The organism is Acidovorax sp., assembly GCF_046291265.1.
Taxonomy (GTDB): domain Bacteria; phylum Pseudomonadota; class Gammaproteobacteria; order Burkholderiales; family Burkholderiaceae_C; genus Acidovorax.
Window position 1 is genome coordinate 52118 of record NZ_JBKBTV010000001.1, and the last position, 20999, is coordinate 73116.

Below are 20999 nucleotides of genomic sequence, written 5' to 3' on the forward strand. Positions count from 1 at the left end.
AGCCGGTCCGAGTCGACGCATCGGGCGCCTTGACGCGTTCGATGGAGCCTTCTGAGGGCGTTTACGTCCCAGTTGTTCGGGCAGCCGAGGAGGTGGGTGGTTGCAGTCGCGCTGCCCGGCACACGCTCTCGCAATCCCGTATGTGTTGGTTGCCCAAATACCGCAAGATGGCATAGCCCAAAGCCGCAGACACCGCCTGCCCCGCAAGGGGCACGTATTTGGCGATCTGCTTGGTGGTAAGCCTCACTCCCACCGTTTGCGCGAGCCGCAAAACCACGTCCCGCGTGATGAGTTTGCCAATCAGCACCGATCCCACCAGACCCACCGCTTTTTGCACGCGCTCGCGTGCGCCCGGATCCAGGCGGTCGATTTGCTCGGCCGACAGACCAAACTCCGCGCTGATCTGTGGCAACAATCGCGACAGCAGGGCTGCGTCTACCGCCCAATCCAGACCGGGCACTGGCACAGCGCTCGCGACAGCCGCTACCAAAGCCCGCCGATGCAGAAGGCGGTTGCTGCGTTGCCTGGCTGAATGAATGTGGTCGTCGGACGCGCGGCTGGCGTTTTCCCCGGCAAACGAAGGCGTGGATTCAACCATGGTTTTTTACCCTTTGTACCTCGTTGCTCCCGTTGCCGCGGTCTTTCGACGCTGGTTTCTACGGGGTTTCACTTGCTTTTGATCAGGCTGAAAAGTACCAGCAGAACAATGGCGCCGATCACCGATGCAATCCAGCCCGCTGCGTCACCTTGTTGGTACCAGCCCATGGCCATGCCCACGTAGCTGGCAAGAAAAGACCCCGCCACACCCAACAGCGAGGTCATGATCCAACCCAGTTTGTCATCTCCGGGTTTGACGGCCCGTGCGATGAACCCCACCACCAGACCGATTAATAACATTCCCAACAGTGACAGCATGTTGTTTCCCTTTTTTGTAGTGATGACGATGAAGTCACTTTACGGATCAAGGGGTCACGCCCCTGTCAGACAAAACCCTTAGAAGGCGTCCCGCAGTCCGATGCGGCGGATGGTTTTGCAGCCGCTGTGCGACTGAGCTGCGCTCAATTCAAGGGCCCAGAGGACGGTTGTACAGGCACCGTTCAAACCGGTGTGAGTCCAGTGTCAGTCCCGACACCTGGTAGCGGCTGGACGCGCATGCATACCTGCCCGCTGGCAGCGCGGCGTACGCGGCGCTGGTCAGCAAAATTTCGCCCGCTACCGCAATGTCTTCGCCCAGCTTGCACGCACAGTTCATTTCTGCGCCGAAAAGGTCTTCGTTGGCGATCACCAGCGTGGGCCCAAAGCCAATGCCCGCGCTCACGTTCAGTACGCGCTCGGGTGGCAACACGGCGTTCATGGCGTCGAGCGCTCGCAGCGTGTCCAGGGCCGCATCGAGGGCTTGCTCCGGCGTGCTGAAAACTGCGAACAGGTTGTCGGCTTCCTGCTTGATGACTTCGCCCCCGTTCCCCGTGATGGCGGGGCAGGCGGCCTGCTCCATTTGATGGATCATCGCCAGAAAATGGATGATGCCGTGGCTTTGCGTGATGCGCGAGAAGCCGCACATGTCCAGCACCAGAATCGCGACATCCCGCACAAACGCCTGCGCGATGGCCGTATCAATCGCCGCAGCGTTCGACGGTGCCTGGTTGCGTTGCGACAGCAATTGCCGCAAGAACGCCTTGTTGTGGGCGTTGGAGGCGGGGTGTGTCGAGTTCACGTCAGCGGGCATGGGCGTAGGGGCGTGCATGGCGGCGGCTTGTGGGAGGTATCTGACATCGTAGCGCGGCAGCTGCTTGCGGCTTATGGCCCCAAGCTGGACCATCATCGGCCGATTGATTGGCTGCACGCTGAAGCTGCAGCCGCTCACACTCCCGCAAGCGACCCGAAAAGGCACCCCATGACAAAAATCATTTTTAGCCGCAGTTCCCTCGTGTTCGCCGCAGCGCTGGCTTTGGGCGGTTTGGCCGTTGCGCCCTCTGTTGCACTGGCGCAGAGCGAAGAAGCCTCGCTGCAGCGGGGCACAGTGCCCGATGTGACGCCACAGCAGCGCTACCAATCCGCCATCCGCGAAGCCGGTGGCGGGCTCAAAGTGAGTCTGGAAGAGTGCCGCGCGATGGTGACGGCAGAGCGCAGAGCGTGCGAGTCCCAGGCACGATCACGCTACCAAGCCGACATGGCTGCGGCCAAAGCCATGCTCCGCGACCCTTCGGCAGGGCCAGTCAACGTGGTGGGTGGGCCAATCCGCAGCACCGAGACGGTGTACGAGATCCGAAAGTAATGCGAGGAGCGGAGCGGGCCGAGCGACCTGCTGACCGCTTACTGCTTGGCCGAGGCCGTGTCTTCGCCCGCTGAAGCGGCTACGCGGCGCGCGCCGTTGAAACGGCGTGCCCAATAGGACACGCCCATGTCTTCCACACGGATCTGTGCGCCGCTGCGCGGGGCGTGAATGAATTTGCCATCGCCCACGTAAATGCCCACGTGGCTGAAATTGCGGCGCATGGTGTTGAAGAACACGAGGTCGCCGGGTTGAAGTTCTTTTTTGTCGATGACCTGGGTGGCCGCAGCCTGCTGGTCGGCGCGGCGGGGGAGCAACAGGCCTACGGTCTGCTCGTAGATGGCGCGCACAAAGCCGCTGCAGTCAAACCCGGTGTCGGCGCTGTTGCCGCCACGCTTGTACGGAACACCCAGAAATCCCATGGCGTTGACCACCAAATGGGAGGCTTGGTCGGCCACGGTATGGGCTTTGTCAGCCACCTTGTCGGCGACTTTGTGACTGGCGTCTTCCAGCCGTGTCAGCAAGCCTTTGTCGGCGACAAAACGATCAAACTCGTCAGGCGTCGACGCCTGGGGCGCAGCTTGGGCGGCGGTGGCACAGGCCAGTAAAAGGACACAAAACCATCGGGACATGGGGGCGAAGGGTAACACGCTACGCTCACTTACCAAAAACCGGCGCGATTGCAAGCTGTTGATTTGCTTCAGATAAACCGCATTGCGGGCTTGCAGGCAGGCTGGGCGCAAGTGCATTGCTTGCTGTGAGGCGCACAGTTTTGCCCACGGCGGGTGGGTGTCAATCCACGGGTCTTTACCCCTCATCTGGCGGAGATATTTGTCATGAAATTTGCAAGAAAATGGCCTCTGGCGCTTACCAATAAAGCGCAAGTAGCTATGTTTTTGGTAGCGATTGGCGCCACTGCAAACAGCGTGGCTCAAAACACGGCTTCAGCGCCCGTTTCACTCGTTCCTGTCGCGACCGGGCTGGTGAACCCTTGGGCTCTGGCCTTTCTGCCGGACGGCCAGTTTCTGGTTACCGAACGGGGGGGCCGCATGCGCACCGTCAGCGCCAGCGGGCAGGTTGGCCCCGCGCTGACAGGCCTGCCCGCGGTGGCGACGGGCGGGCAGGGCGGTTTGCTGGACGTGGTGACCGATACGGACTTTGCGCGCAACCGCCGCATCTTCTTTTGCTTTTCTGAACCCGCTGCTTCGGCAGGCGGTGGTGGTGGTGGTGGTGGCAACAGCACGGCGCTTGCGCGGGCAACGTTGTCGGCCGATGCGCGCAGCTTGCAAAACGTGCATATCCTCTTCAGCCAGCGCCCCAAGGTCGAAAGCGCACTGCATTTTGGCTGCCGCATCGTGCAGACCGGGGACGGCAATCTGTTTCTGACCCTGGGTGACCGCTACCACCGCAAGGACGACGCGCAAAAGCTGGACAACCACCACGGCAAGATCATCCGCATCACCACCGACGGCGCCGCACCACCAGACAACCCGTTTGCCAAACAACCCGGCGCCTTGCCCGAGATCTGGAGCTACGGCCACCGCAACCCGCAGGGCGCCACCCTCGCGCCCGACGGCAAGCTGTGGATGCATGAACACGGCCCCCAGGGTGGCGACGAGGTCAACCAACCCCAGCCGGGCCGCAACTACGGCTGGCCGGTGATCACCTACGGCGAGAACTACGGCGGCGGCAAACTGGGCGAGGGCACGGCCAAGGCCGGTATGGAGCAGCCGCTGCACCACTGGGTGCCGTCGATTGCGCCTTCGGGCATGGCGTTTTTGACCAGCACCCGGTATGGCGCAGCCTGGCAGGGCAGCCTGTTCGTCGGATCGCTCAAGTTCGGCACGCTTCACCGGCTGGAACTGGCGGGCGGCAAGGTGCAGCGCGAGGAAAAACTGCTCCAAGGCAACGGTGAGCGCATTCGCGACGTGCGCCAGGGGCCCGACGGCTTGCTCTATATGGTGACCGACAGCCCACAAGGGCGATTGCTGCGCTTGCAGCCGAACTGAGGACGTGTGCACGGTCTCAAGGGCTGGCAAGTGCACTGAGAGGTGGTCCGGGTTTGCCCCAGCGGCGGGTGAAGCGGGCCGACCCGCAGCGCGGGCTGCGACAATGCGCGACCGCGCCGAACACCGCCACCGAGCGGGCGGACCCACCCACAAACCACTCACCACACCATGCTGCTTGACGCCACCGAATCCCAACTCGTCCTGGTCGATTACCAGGAGCGCCTGATGCCCGCCATCTTTGAAGGCCCCGCCGTGCTGGCCAACGCCCGCCGCCTGGCCGAGATCGCCCGCTTGCTGGAGGTGCCCGTGTGGGGCACCGAACAGAACCCCTCGCGCCTGGGCGCCAACGACGCTGCGCTGCGCGCCCTGTGCCAGAAAACCCTGGCCAAGATGCACTTCAGCGCCGCCGAAGAGGGCCTGGGCGAATGGCTGCGCCCACCGGCCAAGCCCCAGCAGGGCGGCAACGCGCGCAGTCTGCCCAAACACCTGCAAAAACCCGCCGCTGCCCAGGGCGACGAGCGCGGCACCATCGTGATTGCAGGCTGCGAAGCCCATGTCTGCCTGCTGCAAACCGCGCTCGATCTGTTGGAAGACGAGTTTGAAGTGTGGGTGGTGACCGACGCCTGCGGCTCGCGCACCGAACGCAACCGCGACGCAGCGTTTGACCGCCTGGCCGGCGCGGGCGCCGAGCTGGTGACCACCGAGATGGTGGCGTTTGAATGGCTGGGCAGCTGCGAGCACCCGGCGTTCAAGGATGTGCTGGGCTTGATCAAGTAAGCAGTTTTTTGAGTCTTTTTGCCTGCTGAGGTACCTGCCTCAGATAGACCGTTCGCCCTGAGCCTGCCGAAGGGCTTTTCGCAAAAGCGCCCTGGCTTCGACAAGCTCAGCCCGAACGGTTGGGGGCAAATCCGAGGCATGCAAATAATCAGGTGTTTTTGGCCTCTGGCGCTTATCCATCAAGCGCTAGTAGCTATAAAAATCATAGTTTTTTCAGGGCACCCACATTGGCGCTGCTGGCTCCCATTCACCCATGTCCCCTGAATTGATTGGTCTGGTTCTGCTCGTGGTGTTGCTGGTCATCAATGTCCAGGCCACCCGCCAGATGGTGCGCAGCGGCGAGCAAGGCTTTCGCAAGGCGATGCTGATGGGTGGCGTGTGGGTGCTGCCGTTTCTGGGTGCGTGGCTGGTGAAGACCCACCTGCAGTCCGCCGCAGTTTCAGCGCCCGGAGAATCTGGTGCAGGGGACGCCGAGCCAGCCCCTGCGCACCTGGAGGCGCCAGGCGGTGCGGGTTTTGACGTACGGGCGCATCTGCAAAACCCGCAGGATCTGCCGCAGCTGGACTGGCCCGCGCTGGACACCTGGGCCCATGGCGCGGGCGATCGCACGCCAGAGGCCGTGGCCGACGCCCTGAACCAGGGCCGCCGCGCCTGGCTGCTGCACCTGCGCGATGCGCTCGGCACGCACATGCACCTGCACGAAGGGGCGGACTGTTTCATCCTGTCGCCGCTCGATCCGTCGGTGGCCCGCGCCACCGCGCGTTATGTGACCACCACGCGCCAGCGCATCGACCGGCTGCTGGCGGGCATGGCGCATTTCCCTGTGGCAGAAAAAAGCATCCTGCTGGTGCTGCAAGATGAGGACACCTACTACCACTACGTCGCGCAGTTCTACGGCGAGGACGGCGAGTTTGCGCGCAGCGGCGGCATGTTCATCCACTTCGGCTGTCCGCATTTTGTGGTGGTGGCGGCCGACCTGGCCAACATCGAACCGGTGATTGCGCACGAGATGACACACAACGCGCTGGCCCACCTGCACCTGCCCACCTGGCTGGACGAGGGTCTGGCCGTCAACACCGAGCGCCGCCTGAAGGGCGCGCCACCGGCACAGCACACCCCCGCGCAGCTGCACCACCTGCACCAGCGCTTCTGGACGCCCGAGCGCATGCAGGAGTTCTGGGCGGGCACGTCGTTTCAGCGCACCGACGACGGCAACCTGCTGTCGTACGAGCTGGCCCGCATTCTGGTGGACCACATGGCGCGCGACTGGGCAGCGTTTACCGCTTTTGTGACCATCGCACAACGCCGCGATGTCGGGGCACAAGCGGCGGTCGAGGTGTTGTCCATCGACCTGGGGCGCAGTGTGGGGGCGTTACTGGACATGGTCGACAACGACGGCTGGGCGCCGGACCCAGCGCGGTGGGGTGGGGCAGCGGATTGAGGTAGCGCGGGGTATCTATCTACAGGCTCCTAGCGCCCAAAGCCTATGCTTGGCAGCACAACAAGGTGGTTTTTTTCATGCTGAGACGTTTTTCTATTTCTGCTTTTTGGGGCAACTTTCGCAGTACGGCGCCTGGAAGAGCACGGCGGTCGTTCTTTGCGTCGTGTGCATGGCTGGCATTGGCGACGCTAACCGCGGCGACGGCGCTCAGTGGCTGCAGTGCAGTCCCGCAGGCCGTTGACCCCAGCTCCGACGCCCCCGAGGCGGCGTTCGCCCCGCGTGGCCCTTTCATCGACGCGCCGACGTACAACGAAGCACTGCAGCGCTGGCAGAGCCCAGAAGACATCAACGCCTGGATTGGCGCGCGGTTCCGGTACGACACCGACCGCGCGATGCAGCTGTCTGAGACGCAGCGCCAGGCCAACGGCCGCATGCCCATCGTGGCGCCCGACGCCTTTTTTGCAGCCCCCAGCGGCGTGTGTGTGGACCTGGCCCGATTTGCGCTGGAGACGCTACAAACCCTGCAACCCGCCGTGCAGCCGCGCTACCTGATGATCGAGTTCGACCCCGTCTCCGTGCGCGGCAACACGCTGCGCCGCCACTGGCTGGTGTCGTTCGAACGGGGCGGGCAGCATTACTTTTTTGCCGACTCCAAACGCCCGGGCCACATCGCAGGGCCGTACGCCAGCGTGCAGGCCTTTGTCGACGAATACGCGCAATACCGCGGGCGGCGCATTGTGGCTTTCAGCGAGCGGGAGTCCTATGAGCGCAGGCTGCGCACCCGGGCGGTGGCTGAACCGGCATCGTGAGAGGGTAGAGGTTGCGGTCGCCTCTGCGTAAGGCAATGTTCCGGCGGATTGAATGGGTCCAATGCCGAGCATCGCTGCGCATGGGGGTGTCAGTAGATATGTGAGTGTTTTTTGGTTGGGTACCTGCCTCAGATAGACCGTTCGCCCTGTCGAAGGGCTGTTCGCAGAAAGCGGCCTGGCTTCGACAAGCTCAGCCCGAACGGTTTGGGGGGGCAAATCTGAGGCATTTAAGAAATCAAGTGTTTTTGGCCTCTAGCGCTTATCCACAAAGCGCTTCTAGCTATCATTTTCAGCAACTTTGCAAAGCCGTGAACGTAGTGCCCAGTCAGTCCCGGCTCAACCAGTGGGCAATGCAGACGCTTTTAACTGCACCGGCTGTCCCGCCGCGACCCAGCCGTCGATGCCCCCTTGCAGAAAACGCGCCTTGATGCCTGCGGCACGCAGGCGCAACGCAGTGCAACGGCCGACCTCGTGGCCATAGACGCAATACACGACCACCTCTTCGTCGGTGGGCAGCTCACCGGCCCAGGCGTCGATGACCGCTGGGTCGCGCCAGGGTGCATTGGGCAGGATGGTAGTGGCCGCGTCGTAAACACCAGCGCGGCGCACGTCGATGCGATGGCGTGCCTGCTGCGCGTCTTGCACCGATGCCTCCAAGCCTTCGCTGGCGGCGTGGACCGCGCGCTGGTAGCGCTCGTACACAGCAGCCCAGTCGATGTTGGCCATGAAGGCATCGACATACGCGCCCGCCGCTGCGCCGTGGTCCAGGTGGTAGGCGTGTTCATACATGTCCAGCGCGAGGATGGGCACGCCACCCGCGGCGGCCTGGGTGTGGTCGTTGGCCCACTGGTTGACGAGCGTGCCCTCGCGCGGCTGAAACACCAGCAGCACCCAGCCCGAGCCGCCGCCCAGCGCCTTGCCCATGGCGACGAATTCTTCGCGCCAGCGCTCCGGGCTGCCAAAGCTGGCCGCCAGGGCCAGCGCCATGCCCGGGGCGGGAGCCGCGCCCTGGCCGCCCAGGCTGGCGAAGTACAGCTCGTGCAGCAGCATGGAGTTGCTGGCAATCAGTTCCTCGCGCTTGAGCCCGTTGAGTGCAAAGCCGGGCGCGGATGCAAAGTCCAGCCCCGATAGCTGCGCCCGAATGACGTTGAGCCGTGACACGGCACCGCCATAGTTGTTCTGGTGGTGGCTGCGCAGCAGTTTTTCAGACAGCCCGAGCAAGTTGGCCGGGTCAAAAGGAAGGGCTTGGGGGTGTGCTTGCATGGCGGGGCTCCGGGGAGAGGGTGACTGAATGGCGGCTCAGGCAAGCCAGGGTTTGAGAAACGTCACCGCCAGCCCCGCCGCCGCGCACATGCCCAGCAGAGGCATCACACCGGTCTTGAAGCGGAACAGTGCCACCAGCGCCGCGATGGCGATCACAGCCGACACGGCATCGAACGTCCCGCCAAAGCCTTGCGGCCACAGCAGGTGGTAGGCAAAAAACAGCGCCAGGTTCAGGATCACGCCCACCACGGCGGCGGTGATGGCCGACAGTGGCGCGGTGAAACCGAGCTTGCCGTGGGTGGCCTCCACCACCGGGCCGCCCGCCAGGATGAAGATGAAGGATGGCAGGAAGGTCACAAACGTAACCACCGTGGCGGCGGCAGCAGCGCCTGCAAACAGCGCATCTGGGCCCCACACCTGCTGCAGCCAGCCGCCCACAAAGCCGACGAAGGCCACCACCATGATCAGCGGGCCGGGTGTGGTCTCGCCCAGCGCCAGGCCGTCGATCATCTGCGGGCCGCTGAGCCACTGGTATTGCTCCACCGCGCCTTGGTACACATAGGGCAGCACGGCATAGGCACCGCCAAAGGTCAGCAGCGCGGCCTTGGTAAAAAACCAGCCCATCTGCGTGAGCGTGCCCTGCCAGCCCTGCGTGGCCACCAGCACGGCCATGGCCGCCAGCCACAGCACCAGCCCGGCCGCCAGCACCTTGGCCAGGTGGCTGCGGGAGAAGCGGGCGTGGGCAGGTGTGGGCGTGTCGTCGTCGATCAACGCGGGGCCGTAACCTTTGTTGCCGTTGGCGTGGCCGCCCCCCAGCGCAAACACGGCAGGCCAGCGTTGTGCGCCAAAGTAGCCGATCAGCCCGGCGGCCAGCACGATGGCCGGGAAGGGGGTGTTGAGCGCAAAGATGGCCACAAAGGACGCAGCCGCAATGCCCCACATCCAGCCGTTCTTGAGCGCCCGCGTGCCGATGCGGTGGGCCGCATGCAGCACCAGCGCCGTCACGGCGGGTTTGATGCCATAGAAGATGCCCGCTACCACTGGCACATCGCCAAACCGCAGGTACACCCACGACAGCGCGATCAGGATGAACAGTGAGGGCAGCACAAACAGCGCCCCGGCCACGATGCCACCCCAGGTGCGGTGCATGAGCCAGCCGATGTAGGTGGCCAGCTGCTGCGCCTCGGGGCCGGGCAGCAGCATGCAGTAGTTGAGGGCGTGCAGAAAGCGCTTTTCACTGATCCAGCGGCGGCGCTCCACCAGCTCGGTGTGCATGATCGCGATCTGCCCCGCAGGCCCGCCAAAGCTGATGAAACCGAGCTTGAGCCAGAACAGGAAGGCCTCGCCAAAGCCCACGGGGGCCGGGCGGTCCAGGGCGGAGGCGGCGTTCGCAGAAGTGGGGGTGGTCATGGTGCGGTGCTGGGCAGCGGGGCCTGTGAGGATGGGAGGGCGGTCGGCACGGCATACAAGGCGTCGAACACTTGCGCCGCGGCCTGGGTGAGCGCATCGTCATCGGCATGCACTTCGCGCAGGCCGGCCAGCACGGCCTCCAGCCCTGCTGCCTCGGGCACGGGCATGCCGCCCGTGTCCAGGTAGTGCACGGCGCGGGCCAGGCGCTGCAGCCGGTGGTCGGCCTCCAGCCCGAAGCTGGCGATCAGCACCTCAAAGGTCACCAGGGCACCCACGTGGGTGAACCGGGCGCCGTCAAAGTCAAAGCCCAGGACATCGGCAGGCGGTGATGCCGGATCGGCCAGCCATACGAACCGCGCGCCCGGGTCGATAAAGCGGCGGATCAGCCAGGCGCAGGCCAGGCGGTCCACCCAGGGCCGGGCGCGTGTGGCCCAGCGCTGGTTCTGGAATTGGACGGTGTGAAGGCGTGTGATGCCATGGGCGGGCAGGGCGGCGGGCTCTCCGCGCGAGAAGTTGGCGTCCAGTGCCTGCCGCAGGGTGGACAGGTCGGCATCGGCCTGCGCCGCGGCGCCGCTGGGGTAGTAGTCGGTGCGGTGCAGCGAGTGCAGCGCGTCTGCAACGCTGCGCAGGCGGCGGCGTGCTTCGGTTTCGGTGATCTGTGCCAGTTCTGCCTGCAAGGCGGTGGCTGTGTTGCGCCACTGCGTGAAGGCTTCGGTGCGGTCGAACAGCGCTTCGATCTCCTGGCGCTGCGCGTTGTCAGGGGCGGTCAGCGTCAGCAGCATGGCCGTGCCGCCGTGTTCGCGCACCTCGGCGGCGATGGGCGCCAGCAGGCCCGCATGTTCTTCAGGCAGCAGGTAGGCGCCGTCGCGCAGGGCGGCGCAGCCCAGTGCTTTGAGATTGCGCCAGATGCGCAGCCGCACGGCGTTGGGCTGCGTGGGCAGCGTCATGATGAGGGTGGACCACATGGATTTGAAGTATATGCGTTGAATATTGAAATAGATATGTCTATTTCAACAATCGTTGTCACCAAAGAATCCTTGCGCACCGGCTGCTTCTGGTCATACAAGGGAGCACCACGGAGAAAGGCACAAGCGGCCCGCAAGACTTGGCGCAATGCGTGCCAGAACCGCTTTGTCCCAGGCATTGCAGCCCAGCGTTGCTGCTGATTCAGGTCGACACAAAGGCCAGCGTCAGTTTGCCGCAAGCCCGTTATGAATAATTATGAATTCAAAACCTGCTGTTTTGGCAGGGCGAGAGAGATGCCGAGGAGACACCCACAATGACCGCTTACGCTGATTTCTACCGCCAGTCCATCGACCAGCCTGACGCCTTCTGGCGCGAGCAGGCCCAACTGATCGACTGGCACACCCCGCCCCAGCAGGTGTGCGACTACAGCAACCCGCCGTTTGCCAAATGGTTTGTGGGCGGCACCACCAACCTGTGCCACAACGCGGTCGACCGGCACCTGGCCACGCGTGCCAGCCAGCCCGCACTGATCGCGATCTCCACCGAAACCGACACTGAGCGCAGCTACACGTTCGCGGAGCTGCACGCCGAGGTGCAACGCATGGCGGCGGTGCTGCGGGGCCTGGGCGTGAAAAAGGGCGACCGCGTGCTCATCTATATGCCCATGATTGCCGAGGCCGCGTTTGCCATGCTGGCCTGCGTGCGCATTGGCGCGCTGCATTCGGTGGTGTTTGGCGGCTTTGCCTCGGGCTCGCTGGCCTCGCGCATTGAAGACGCCGAGCCGGTGGCCGTGGTCAGCGCCGATGCCGGGTCGCGCGGCGGCAAGGTGGTGCCCTACAAGCCGCTGCTGGACGAGGCCATTGCCCTGTCCAAACACAAGCCCACCGCCGTGCTGATGGTGAACCGGGGCCTGGCGCCCATGCACCTGCAACCAGGCCGCGACCACGACTGGGCAGCGCTGCGCGAGAAGCACCTGAACACGGTGGTGCCCTGCGAATGGGTCGAATCCACCCACCCCAGCTACACGCTGTACACCAGCGGAACCACCGGCAAGCCCAAGGGCGTGCAGCGCGACACGGGCGGCTACACCGTGGCGCTGGCTGCCAGCATGAAGCACATCTTTGATGCCAAAGCGGGCGACACCTACTTTGCGACGAGTGATATTGGCTGGGTGGTGGGCCACAGCTACATCGTCTACGGCCCGCTGATCGCGGGGATGACCACCATCATGTACGAAGGCCTGCCCACGCGGCCCGACGCGGGCGTGTGGTGGAGCATCGTGGAGAAGTACCAGGTTACCCACATGTTCTCGGCCCCCACGGCGGTACGGGTGCTCAAGAAGCAGGACGCGAGCTGGCTCAAGAAATACAACGTCAAGACACTCAAGGCCCTGTGGCTGGCGGGCGAGCCGCTGGACGAGCCCACGGCGCAATGGATCAGCGACGCGCTGGGCGTGCCCATCATCGACAACTACTGGCAGACCGAAACCGGCTGGCCCATCCTGACCCTGGCCAACGGGGTGGAACAACAGACCACGCGCTTCGGCAGCCCGGGCAAAGCCATGTACGGCTACCACGTCAAGCTGATCGACGAAAGCAACGGCGAAGAGCTGATCGGCGCCCACCAGAAGGGCGTGGTCGCCATCGAAGGCCCGCTGCCCCCCGGCTGCATGCAAACCGTGTGGCGCGACGATGCGCGGTTTGTGAACACCTACTGGAAGAGCATCCCCGGCCGCCTGGTCTACAGCACCTTCGACTGGGGCATCCGCGATGCCGACGGCTACCACTTCATCCTGGGCCGCACCGATGACGTGATCAACGTGGCGGGTCACCGCCTGGGCACGCGAGAGATCGAAGAAAGCATCTCGTCGCACCCCAACATCGCCGAAGTGGCCGTGGTGGGCGTGGCCGACAGCTTGAAGGGCCAAGTCGCCATGGCATTTGCGGTGGCGCGCGATGCCTCAGGGCTCGATTCAGATGCCGCCCGCCTCAAGTTCGAAGGCGAGGTGATGAAGCAGGTGGACAACCAGCTGGGCGCCGTGGCCCGCCCGTCGCGGGTGTACTTTGTGACCGTGCTGCCCAAGACCCGCAGCGGCAAGCTGCTGCGCCGTGCATTGCAGGCGGTGGCCGAACGGCGCGACCCCGGCGATCTGACGACGATGGAAGACCCGGCTGCGCTGCAACAGGTCAAGGATTTGGTAGGGTAACCGGCGCTTCAGAGCTGCGCCGTTCGGAGGCCAGCAGGGTATCCAGCGGGTGAATTTGCTACCAAATCAGAAGCTACTAGCGCTTATTGGATAAGCGCCAGAGCCTGTTTTGACTCATATTTCAGCCCGGCCGCTGCCGATGCCACCCCGCCGGCGGTTGCCACTTTTCCGTCCACAGCACAAAGTCATCCACGGGCATGGGCCGTGCAATGCAGTACCCCTGCGCCTGCGTGCAACCCAGTTGCAGCAGCATCTGCCCTTGCTCCACGGTTTCCACGCCCTCGGCGATCACGCGGTAGCCGAACGAGCGGGCCAGGCCGATGACGCCCTGCACGATGGCCAGGTCGCCGGGGTCGCCCATCATGCCGTTCACAAAACTCTGGTCGATCTTGAGCGTGTCCATGGGCAGGCGGCGCAGGTAGGTCAGCGATGAGTAGCCTGTGCCAAAGTCGTCCAGCGACACGCTGACGCCTAGGGCTCGCAGTTCGGTCAGGGCGCCAGCGACGGCGGCCAGGTCGTACAGGGCGGCGCTTTCGGTGATTTCGATCTCCACCATGTGTGCGGCCACGCTGGGGTGGCGGGCCAGGCACTGGGCCATCCAGTCGGCAAAACCGGGGTGTTGCAGGTGCTGGGCCGCGATGTTGACGCTGACCGGCATGGGCATGCCGCGGTGTTGTAGTTGCTCCAGGATGACCAGGGCCGCGTCCACCACCCATTCGCCAAAGCCGATTTCCAGTTCGGTGCCTTCGAGCAGCGGCAGAAACTCGCCGGGCGACACGATGCCCCGTTCGGGGTGCTGCCAACGGGCCAGGGCCTCGGCGCCGACCACGGTGCCGCTTTTCATGTCCACCTTGGGCTGCAGGTACAGCATGAACTGCTGGTCGGCCAGTGCGTCGCGGATGTAGCGGCCCTGTTCGCGCAGCAATTGCAGCGCGCGTTCCTGGGCGGCGTCGAACTGGTGAAAACGGTTGCGGCCCGCCTGTTTGGCGGCGTACATGGCCTGGTCGGCATGGCGCAGCAGGGTGTCGGCGTCGGCGTCGTCGAGCGGAAACACCGTGTAGCCGATGCTGGCGGTTACCACCACGCGCTCGGTGTCGAGTGTGTAGGGGGCCGAGATGCTTTCCATCACTCGGTGCAGCATGCGCTCGCAGTCGTCGATGGATTCGAGTTCGGGCATGAGGATCACAAACTCGTCGCCACCCAGGCGCGCCACGGTGTCCAGGGGCCGCAGCGCGCGGGTCAGGCGCCCGGCCACCACCACCAGCAGCCGGTCGCCCGCGCCGTGGCCCAAGCGGTCGTTCACGGGTTTGAAACCATCCAGGTCCAGGTAGGCCACGCCCAGCAACGTGTTCTTGGTGCGTGCCAGGTCCATGCACTCTTGCAGCTTGCGGGCCAGCAGCACGCGGTTGGGCAGGCCGGTGAGGGCGTCAAACAGCGCCAGCCGCTGCAACAACACTTCTTGCTCACGCTGCGGGGTGACATCAATGGCGACGCCCAGCATGCGTTCGGGCTGGCCTGTGCTGTCCACGCTGACGATCTTGCCCAGGTTGCGCACCCAGCGCACGGCGTCGCCGCTCTGGTTGAAGCGGCAGGTGGCATCAAACGGCGTGCCCGGGTGGGCGGTGTGGCGCGCCAGTTCGTCGGTGATGCGGTCGATGTCTTCGGGCGCGATCGCGCTGGTCCACAGCGTGGGCGCCAGGGGGTTGTCTGACGGTTGCAGGCCGCGCATATCGTGCCAGCGGCTGTCGCCAGTGACGGTGCCGGTCTGCAGGTTCCAGTCCCACAAGCCCAGCGATGCCGCCGAAATGGTGAGCGACAGCAGCTCTTCGCGCTCGCGTACCTGTAGCTCGTTGCGTTTGCGGTCGGTGATGTCGTGCACCGAAAACAGCCAGCAGGGTTCCCCATCAAACTCGGTGGCGCGCATGGACTGCAGCACCGTGCGTGGGGGGCCGCCGCGCACCTGCAGCGTCACTTCATAGCCGCCGAGGTTGTTGTCGCTTTCTGCAGCCGCGATCAGGCGTTGGCGGTCTTCAGCGGTAAAAATGCCCATCTCCACGGCGGTGCGGCCGATGGCCTCTTCGCGCGGAATGCCCAGCATGTCCACCCAGGCGGGGTTGATGTCTACATACCGCCCATCCTTGCGGTGCGACAGGCCCATGGGGTAGGGCATGAGGTGAAAAATGCGCGAAAACCGTTCTTCGGACTGGCGCAGCCGCTGCCCGGAGCGTTTGGCTTCATCAATGTCCTGCATCACGCCGCGCACGCGGGTGACGCGGCCGTGTTCGATCACGGGTTCGCCCATGGCCCGCACCCAGACCATCCGGCCGTCGGCGTGCAACACCTCGATCTCCATGCTCCACTCGCGGCGCTCCAGAATGCTCAGGCGGAAGTTGTCGCGCAACTGTTCGCGGTAGGCGGGCGCCACCAGGCGGTCAATGTAGTCGGTGGGCAGGGGAGAGCCCACGGCCAGTCCGTGGATGTCAAAACACACATCGGACCAATAGATCAGGCCTTTGCCGCGCTGGTCTTCCCACGCGCCGAGCCGGGCCAGTCGGCCCGCCTGCTGGAGCAGGCTGTTGAGGGCCCGCAGTTCGTCGCTGGTGCGTTGGGCTTCGGTCATATCGTGGAAAACGAAAACAAAACAGTTTTCACCATCGATAAGCACGGAGCGTGCCGACATCAGTCCCGGAATGCGAACACCGTGGCTTTGGGCCACCAGCGGCAGGCGGTCTACCTTGCCGTCGCGGCGAAACGTCTCGACCAACCGCGTGCGCTCTTGCTCGGACGCCCAGATCTTCAGTTCGGTGGACGTGTGACCGATGATCTGCTCGCGCTGCATCCGCAACACGTCGCAAAACGCGGGGTTCACGTCGATGTAGCGCCCGTCAGAGATGCGGGAGATGCCCGCCGGGTCGGGCAGCGTTTGATAGAAGGTGGTGTATTTGGCTTCGGACGAGCGCAGCGCGTTTTCGGCCTCGCGGTGGGCGGTGATGTCGACGTCCATGCCAATCAAGGCCGTGGGGCGCCCCTGGGCATCGCGCCGTGCCACGGTGCCGCGCGACATCAGCCAGTGCCACTGGCCCTGGGTGTCCATCACCCGAAACTCGGCCTCGTAGCTTTCTTCCAGCCCATCCATGGCCCGGCCGAGCTTGGCGGCGTTGCGCTCTGCGTCCAGCGGGTGGCGCAGGGCGTACCAGCGCTGCCACACGTCCGGGGCACCCGCCTCAGAGCCAGCATCTGCAGCCGTGATGCCGAAGGTTTCATAAAACACGCCAAAACACCGGAACTCGCGGTGGGTCACGTCCCATTCCCAGCGCCCGCCGCCCAGAGAGTCCAAGGCAAGGCGCAACTGCTGCTCCCGGTCTTCCAGCGTGTGGTGCGTGGCCTGCAGCGCAATGGCCGACTGTGCCTTGCCGACCAGCAGTTGCCGCCCCGTTCCCAGAATCAGGATGCCTGCGCCGTGGTACCAGGGCAGTTGCAAAAGCCCGTCGACCACCGATGCCGGAACCTCGGCCTTGCCAGCCGCTGCCAGGCAGACCATGACGGTGGGTGGCAGGGTCAAGGCCAAACCTGCAATGCTCAGCCAGGGGTGTTCTGGCTGGCGCGCGTCTACCCGGCGCCAGGCCAACGCCAGCAACAGCGCCCCTCCCAGCACGGTAATGGCCGCCTGCCAATCGGTGGTGTCGCCGCCAAAAGCCAAGGCCAGCAGCGCAATCGCCGCGGTGAGGGCGGCCGACAGCGGCCCGAAGTAAAGCCCGACAAAGGCCGTGGCGGTGGGGTAGGCCACCACTCCCAGTTCCGGGGCGTTCAGCTGCAGCACCACCAGCACCAGCGCAGACACCACGCCGCCCACCAAGCCCACCAGCACCTGGGAGCGCCGCGAGGGGCGCAGGATTTCAGAAGGCTGCAGGTGCGCCAGCACCAGAACAATCAGGATCAGCAGGCCACCTGCCAGCAGCGCGTTATGGGCCATCGTGCAGGGCCCGTTCGAGTGGGTACGGAGATGCGTTGCAGCGCAGGGCTGCCTGTTCGCGGGGTGTCGAAAAAACCACCCCTCGCCACGGGCTCACCGTAGCGGGTGCAGATGTAGAGGAACCCGGCGCAAAACCCATCCACCGAGTTTAGGCCCGTTCTGCAGGGGTGGCGCGGGCCTGCCGCGCCCGGATAAGTCCGGTTGACAACATCGTGCCGCACACGATGACCAGGGCACAGCCCATCATCCAGGGCGTGACGACTTCACCCAGAAACAGCATGCCGTAAAACACCGCAAACACTGGCGCGATGAAGGTCACCGCCAGCGCCCGGCTCGGCCCCGCGTGCGCAATCAGCCGGAAGTACAGGATGTAGGCGATGCCCGTGCACAGCACGGCAATGGCGGCAATGGCTGCCCAGGCGCCGAGGCCGGGCATTGTGGCGGGCCACAACCACACGGTGGGCAGCGCCATCCCCAGGGTTGCGCCCAACTGGCTGCCGGTGGCGGTGGCCAGTGGCGGAATGCCCGTGAGGTAGCGCCGCGTAAAACTGGCCGACACCCCATAAAACCCCGACGCCACCAGACACGCTGCAATCGCCCAATGGGCGTGGTCTGTCTTGAACCCGGTGCCCGCAGGTGCCTGCCATGCCAGCAGGGCCACGCCCAGAAAACCCAGGGCCAGGCCCACCCACCGCAGGCGGTTGATGCGGTCGCCTAGCCAGATCCAGGCCACCAACGCACCAAACAGTGGCACCGTGGCGTTCAGGATGGAGGTCAGCCCTGTCTGGATGTGCATCACCGCCCAGGCAAACAGCGCGAACGGAATGGCCGAATTGAGGAGGCCCGCCAGCATGATGGGCCGCCAGTGTTGGCGCAACGCGGGCCAATGCCCCTGGCGCATCATGATGGGCCACAGGAACACGGTGGCCAGCCCCACACGCAGGCCCACCATGGGCAAGGGGCCAAACTCTGCGGCGCCCAGGCGCATGAACAGAAACGACGCGCCCCACAACGCTGCCAGCAAGATGAATTCTCCGATCCAGGTCGATACCGGCTGGGTTCCCGGGCTGTTCATGCAAATCCTTTGTTTTTGTGGGGGGCGGCGAGCTGCGCATTCTCCAGGGTTAACAAGGCCCTTTTGCGGTCGAGGCCACCGGCATAGCCGGTGAGGCTGCCGTCCATGCCCACCACCCGGTGGCAGGGCACGACCACGCTCAGCGGGTTGCGCCCCACGGCCGCGCCCAGCGCGCGCACGGCGCGGGGGTTGCCCAGTTGCTGGCTCAACGCCCCATAGCTGGTGGTGGCGCCGCGGCCAATGGTGAGCAGCGCGTGCCATACGCTTTGCTGAAACGGGGTGCCGCCCGATAAATCCAGTGGCAAGTCGAAGTGGGTGCGCTCGCCCGCAAAGTATTGCTGCAGCTGGGCGGCGGCTTCTTGCAAAACCGGGTGATCGGGGGTGTCTGACCAGGCGCTGGCGCCATAGAGCCAAACGCCGGGCTCGTGCCGCTGGCCTTCAAACCAGACGCCTGCCAGGCCGGAGGGCGACGCCGCCAGGCGCACCGGCCCGAGCTGCGTGGTCGTGCGCGTTTGCACGGTGTGGGGATGGAAAACCATGGTGAGTCGGAGTGAATTTATAGCCAAATTGGCCTCTAGCGCTTGATGGATAAGCGCTAGTAGCTATTGTTTTGATAGTTCTGGGTTTTCGGGGCGGGGGACCACCGTGGTGCCAGCCGCCCAAGCGCGCAGCACGGCATAACTGCGCCAGGGGCGCCAGGCTTGTGATGCCTCTGTGGCAGCGCGGGCCGGGCTTTTGTGCCCTTGCACGCCCAGCGCCTTGTGCAGCGCCACGTCGCCCGCCGGGAAGGCGTCGGGCCAGCGCAGCACCCGCATGGCGATGTACTGCGCCGTCCAGTCGCCAATGCCTGGCAGGGCGCACAGCGCGGCGGTGGTCTGGTGGACCTCGGCACCGGCATGTAAGGCCAGCGTGCCGCTTTCCACCGCGCGCGCCAGCGCCACGATGGCCGCCTGCCGCTGGCGCACGATGCCCATGTGGCCCAGCACGTCACCGTCGGTGGCGGCCAGCGTGGCGGGCTTGGGGAACAGGCGGTTCAGCTCGGGCCAGGGGGTGCTGATGGGCTCGCCCAGCCGCTCCACCAGGCGCTGACCCAGCGTGCGGGCCGCGGCCACGGTGATCTGCTGGCCCAGCACGGCACGCACGGCCAGTTCAAACCCGTCAAACGCGCCCGGCACACGCAAACCATCGCCGTCCGGGAAATGCGGGTGCAGCACGGCGTTGATGGCGGCGGGGTCGGCGTCCAGGTCCAGCATGGCGCGCACGCGGCGGATGACCAGAGGCAGCACCGGGTACAGGCTGTCGCTGGTCTGCAGCAGCACCAGACGGCGCTCTACATCAAACCGGGCACTCAGCCAGCCGGTGGTTTCGTGCGGCAGGCCCGTGCAGGCCGCTGGCAGGCGCACCGTGCGGCGCAAGGTGGGCGCGTCGCTGCCGGGCACCACCCATTCCACGCCATGAAACTGCCGCCGTTCAAAAAACGCCATCAGTGCCGACACATCAAACGGTGGGCGCCAGGCCAGGCGCAAGGCGTTGACATTGTTGTTGTTGCGGCCCGTCCCCGCAGCCGCGCCGGCATGTGTGCCGCTGCGCCGCAGCTGGGTGGGGTTCAGTCCGTAGTGCCCTGAAAACGCGGCATTGAAGCGGCGCACACTGGCAAAACCGCTGGCCAGCGCGACCTGGGTCACGGGCATGGCGGTGTCGGTCAGCAACTGTTTGGCCGTCAGCAGCCGCCGGGTCTGCAGGTATTGCAAGGGCGACACGCCCAGTGCCGATTCAAAAATGCGCCGCAGGTGGCGGTCGCTCACGCCCAGCCGCTCGGCCAGGCGCGCCACCGTGGCCCCTTCGGCCGACTTGACCGGTGAAGCGGGTGCAGGCCACAGGTCGGGCGCATCCAGCAGCCGCACGGCCTGCTGCACCAGAATGCCGCTGGCATCCTGCACCGACCACACCAGCGCCCGGGGCGCCAGTTCGGGGCGGCAGCGCAGGCAAGGGCGAAACCCCGCCCCTTCGGCCTGGGCGGCCAGGGTGTAGAAGCGGCAGTTTTCGCGCCGCGGCGTGCGCACCGCACACACGGGGCGGCAGTAGATGCCGGTGGAAGTGACGGCGGTGAAAAAGTGCCCGTCAAAACGGGCGTCCCGTGCGAGCAGCGCCAGATAGCGGCCCTCGTCCGTCGCCGGGTCGGCAGCCCCCGGGGAGGCGGGTGAGGAGGAGGGCGCTGGTGGCAAGGTCATGGGCGGATGATAGGAGCCTGCCAGTTTGGAACTGGCCGTTTTCGGACCTGTGCCTCTGGCCGTGCGCCAGACGCCCCACAGATACTCCGGCGGCGCGCGCGGCATCGGCTGACGGGAGCGTGCAAAAGCTGCCGCCTACAATGCAGCGGACTTTTCAACCCCCATCGCGAAAGGCCCCTTTACGTGCAACCTACGCCCGCCATTTTCAAAGCCTACGACATCCGCGGCATCGTGCCGTCCACCCTGAACGAAGCCGTGGCCCTGGGCCTGGGCCGTGCGTTTGGCACCGCCGCCCGCGCTGAAGGGCAAACCACCGTGGCGGTGGGGCGCGACGGGCGCCTGTCCGGCCCGGCCATGTCGGCCGCGCTGATAGAAGGGCTGGTCGAGGCGGGCATCGAGGTGATTGACGTGGGCCTGGTCACCACGCCGCTGTTGTACTTTGCGGCCAGCACGCTGTGCGCCAGTGGCATTCAGGTCACGGGCAGCCACAACCCCAAGGACTACAACGGCTTCAAGATGGTGCTGAACGGCCGCGCCATCTACGGCGAAGAAATCCAGGGCCTGCGC

At 65.2% G+C, this 20999-nt stretch carries 17 protein-coding genes and 1 pseudogene; 7 read left to right on the plus strand and 11 right to left on the minus strand.

Annotated elements, in window-relative coordinates; genetic code table 11:
* Positions 1–61: 61 nt before the first annotated feature.
* The 3 genes from ACK41V_RS00245 to ACK41V_RS00255 all read right to left on the minus strand — a co-directional run bounded on the left by ACK41V_RS00245 (position 62) and on the right by ACK41V_RS00255 (position 1744).
* Positions 62–598, minus strand: coding sequence for a hypothetical protein (locus ACK41V_RS00245; protein WP_409776124.1), 537 nt, complete (start codon positions 596–598; stop codon positions 62–64).
* A 68-nt stretch (positions 599–666) separates the two neighbouring features.
* On the minus strand, positions 667–915 hold the full coding sequence (locus ACK41V_RS00250; RefSeq protein ID WP_409776127.1) for a GlsB/YeaQ/YmgE family stress response membrane protein: 249 nt from the start codon (positions 913–915) through the stop codon (positions 667–669).
* Between the two features lie 148 nt (positions 916–1063).
* The gene (locus tag ACK41V_RS00255; RefSeq protein ID WP_409776130.1) at positions 1064–1744 is read right to left on the minus strand and encodes an adenylate/guanylate cyclase domain-containing protein; all 681 of its coding nucleotides are present in this window, start codon (positions 1742–1744) and stop codon (positions 1064–1066) included.
* A 150-nt stretch (positions 1745–1894) separates the two neighbouring features.
* Between ACK41V_RS00255 and ACK41V_RS00260 the strand changes: the two genes are divergently transcribed.
* Positions 1895–2275, plus strand: coding sequence for a hypothetical protein (locus ACK41V_RS00260; protein ID WP_409776133.1), 381 nt, complete (start codon positions 1895–1897; stop codon positions 2273–2275).
* A gap of 38 nt (positions 2276–2313) precedes the next feature.
* On the opposite strand, the gene ACK41V_RS00265 is transcribed toward ACK41V_RS00260, so the two are convergent.
* Positions 2314–2904 carry a C40 family peptidase gene (locus ACK41V_RS00265; protein ID WP_409776136.1) on the minus strand — a complete coding sequence of 197 codons (591 nt, stop codon included), beginning with the start codon at positions 2902–2904 and terminating at the stop codon, positions 2314–2316.
* A gap of 258 nt (positions 2905–3162) precedes the next feature.
* On the opposite strand from ACK41V_RS00265, the gene ACK41V_RS00270 reads away from it, so the two are divergent.
* The 4 genes from ACK41V_RS00270 (at position 3163) to ACK41V_RS00285 (ending at position 7308) form a co-directional block, all read left to right on the plus strand.
* Positions 3163–4281, plus strand: a complete 1119-nt coding sequence (locus ACK41V_RS00270) for a PQQ-dependent sugar dehydrogenase (protein ID WP_409776446.1) — start codon at positions 3163–3165, stop codon at positions 4279–4281.
* A 168-nt stretch (positions 4282–4449) separates the two neighbouring features.
* A complete protein-coding gene (locus tag ACK41V_RS00275; protein ID WP_409776139.1) occupies positions 4450–5058 on the plus strand; it encodes an isochorismatase family protein in 609 nt (202 codons plus the stop codon).
* 253 nt (positions 5059–5311) lie between these two features.
* On the plus strand, positions 5312–6499 hold the full coding sequence (locus ACK41V_RS00280; protein ID WP_409776142.1) for a hypothetical protein: 1188 nt from the start codon (positions 5312–5314) through the stop codon (positions 6497–6499).
* A 179-nt stretch (positions 6500–6678) separates the two neighbouring features.
* Complete coding sequence (locus ACK41V_RS00285; protein ID WP_409776145.1) at positions 6679–7308, plus strand: hypothetical protein; 630 nt, start codon at positions 6679–6681, stop codon at positions 7306–7308.
* A 336-nt stretch (positions 7309–7644) separates the two neighbouring features.
* Here ACK41V_RS00285 and ACK41V_RS00290 read toward each other — a convergent pair whose 3' ends face one another.
* From ACK41V_RS00290 to ACK41V_RS00300, 3 genes are read right to left on the minus strand one after another with little or no spacing between them, the layout of a single operon-like run.
* Positions 7645–8571, minus strand: coding sequence for a Fe-Mn family superoxide dismutase (locus ACK41V_RS00290; protein WP_409776148.1), 927 nt, complete (start codon positions 8569–8571; stop codon positions 7645–7647).
* A gap of 36 nt (positions 8572–8607) precedes the next feature.
* Positions 8608–9981, minus strand: a complete 1374-nt coding sequence (gene chrA, locus ACK41V_RS00295) for a chromate efflux transporter (protein WP_409776151.1) — start codon at positions 9979–9981, stop codon at positions 8608–8610.
* The gene (locus tag ACK41V_RS00300) at positions 9978–10946 is read right to left on the minus strand and encodes a chromate resistance protein ChrB domain-containing protein (protein ID WP_409776153.1); all 969 of its coding nucleotides are present in this window, start codon (positions 10944–10946) and stop codon (positions 9978–9980) included. The genes chrA and ACK41V_RS00300 overlap by 4 nt, the downstream gene beginning before the upstream one ends.
* Before the next feature lie 314 nt (positions 10947–11260).
* Here ACK41V_RS00300 and ACK41V_RS00305 point away from each other — a divergent pair, with 314 nt between their 5' ends.
* Complete coding sequence (locus ACK41V_RS00305) at positions 11261–13153, plus strand: propionate--CoA ligase (protein ID WP_409776155.1); 1893 nt, start codon at positions 11261–11263, stop codon at positions 13151–13153.
* Between the two features lie 121 nt (positions 13154–13274).
* Here the strand turns inward: ACK41V_RS00305 and ACK41V_RS00310 are convergent, their stop codons facing one another.
* The 4 genes from ACK41V_RS00310 to ACK41V_RS00325 form a co-directional block, all read right to left on the minus strand.
* Entirely contained in the window at positions 13275–17126 is a 3852-nt protein-coding gene (locus tag ACK41V_RS00310; protein ID WP_409776158.1) for an EAL domain-containing protein, read from the minus strand.
* Positions 17127–17274: 148 nt separating this feature from the next.
* Positions 17275–18201 carry a DMT family transporter gene (locus tag ACK41V_RS00315; RefSeq protein WP_409776161.1) on the minus strand — a complete coding sequence of 309 codons (927 nt, stop codon included), beginning with the start codon at positions 18199–18201 and terminating at the stop codon, positions 17275–17277.
* Positions 18198–18740, minus strand: coding sequence for a methylated-DNA--[protein]-cysteine S-methyltransferase (locus ACK41V_RS00320; RefSeq protein WP_409776164.1), 543 nt, complete (start codon positions 18738–18740; stop codon positions 18198–18200). The genes ACK41V_RS00315 and ACK41V_RS00320 overlap by 4 nt, the downstream gene beginning before the upstream one ends.
* 63 nt (positions 18741–18803) lie before the next feature.
* The gene (locus ACK41V_RS00325; protein WP_409776167.1) at positions 18804–20432 is read right to left on the minus strand and encodes a DNA-3-methyladenine glycosylase 2 family protein; all 1629 of its coding nucleotides are present in this window, start codon (positions 20430–20432) and stop codon (positions 18804–18806) included.
* 183 nt (positions 20433–20615) lie between these two features.
* Here ACK41V_RS00325 and ACK41V_RS00330 point away from each other — a divergent pair.
* A pseudogene (locus tag ACK41V_RS00330) lies at positions 20616–20999 on the plus strand (phosphomannomutase/phosphoglucomutase); the annotation flags it as partial.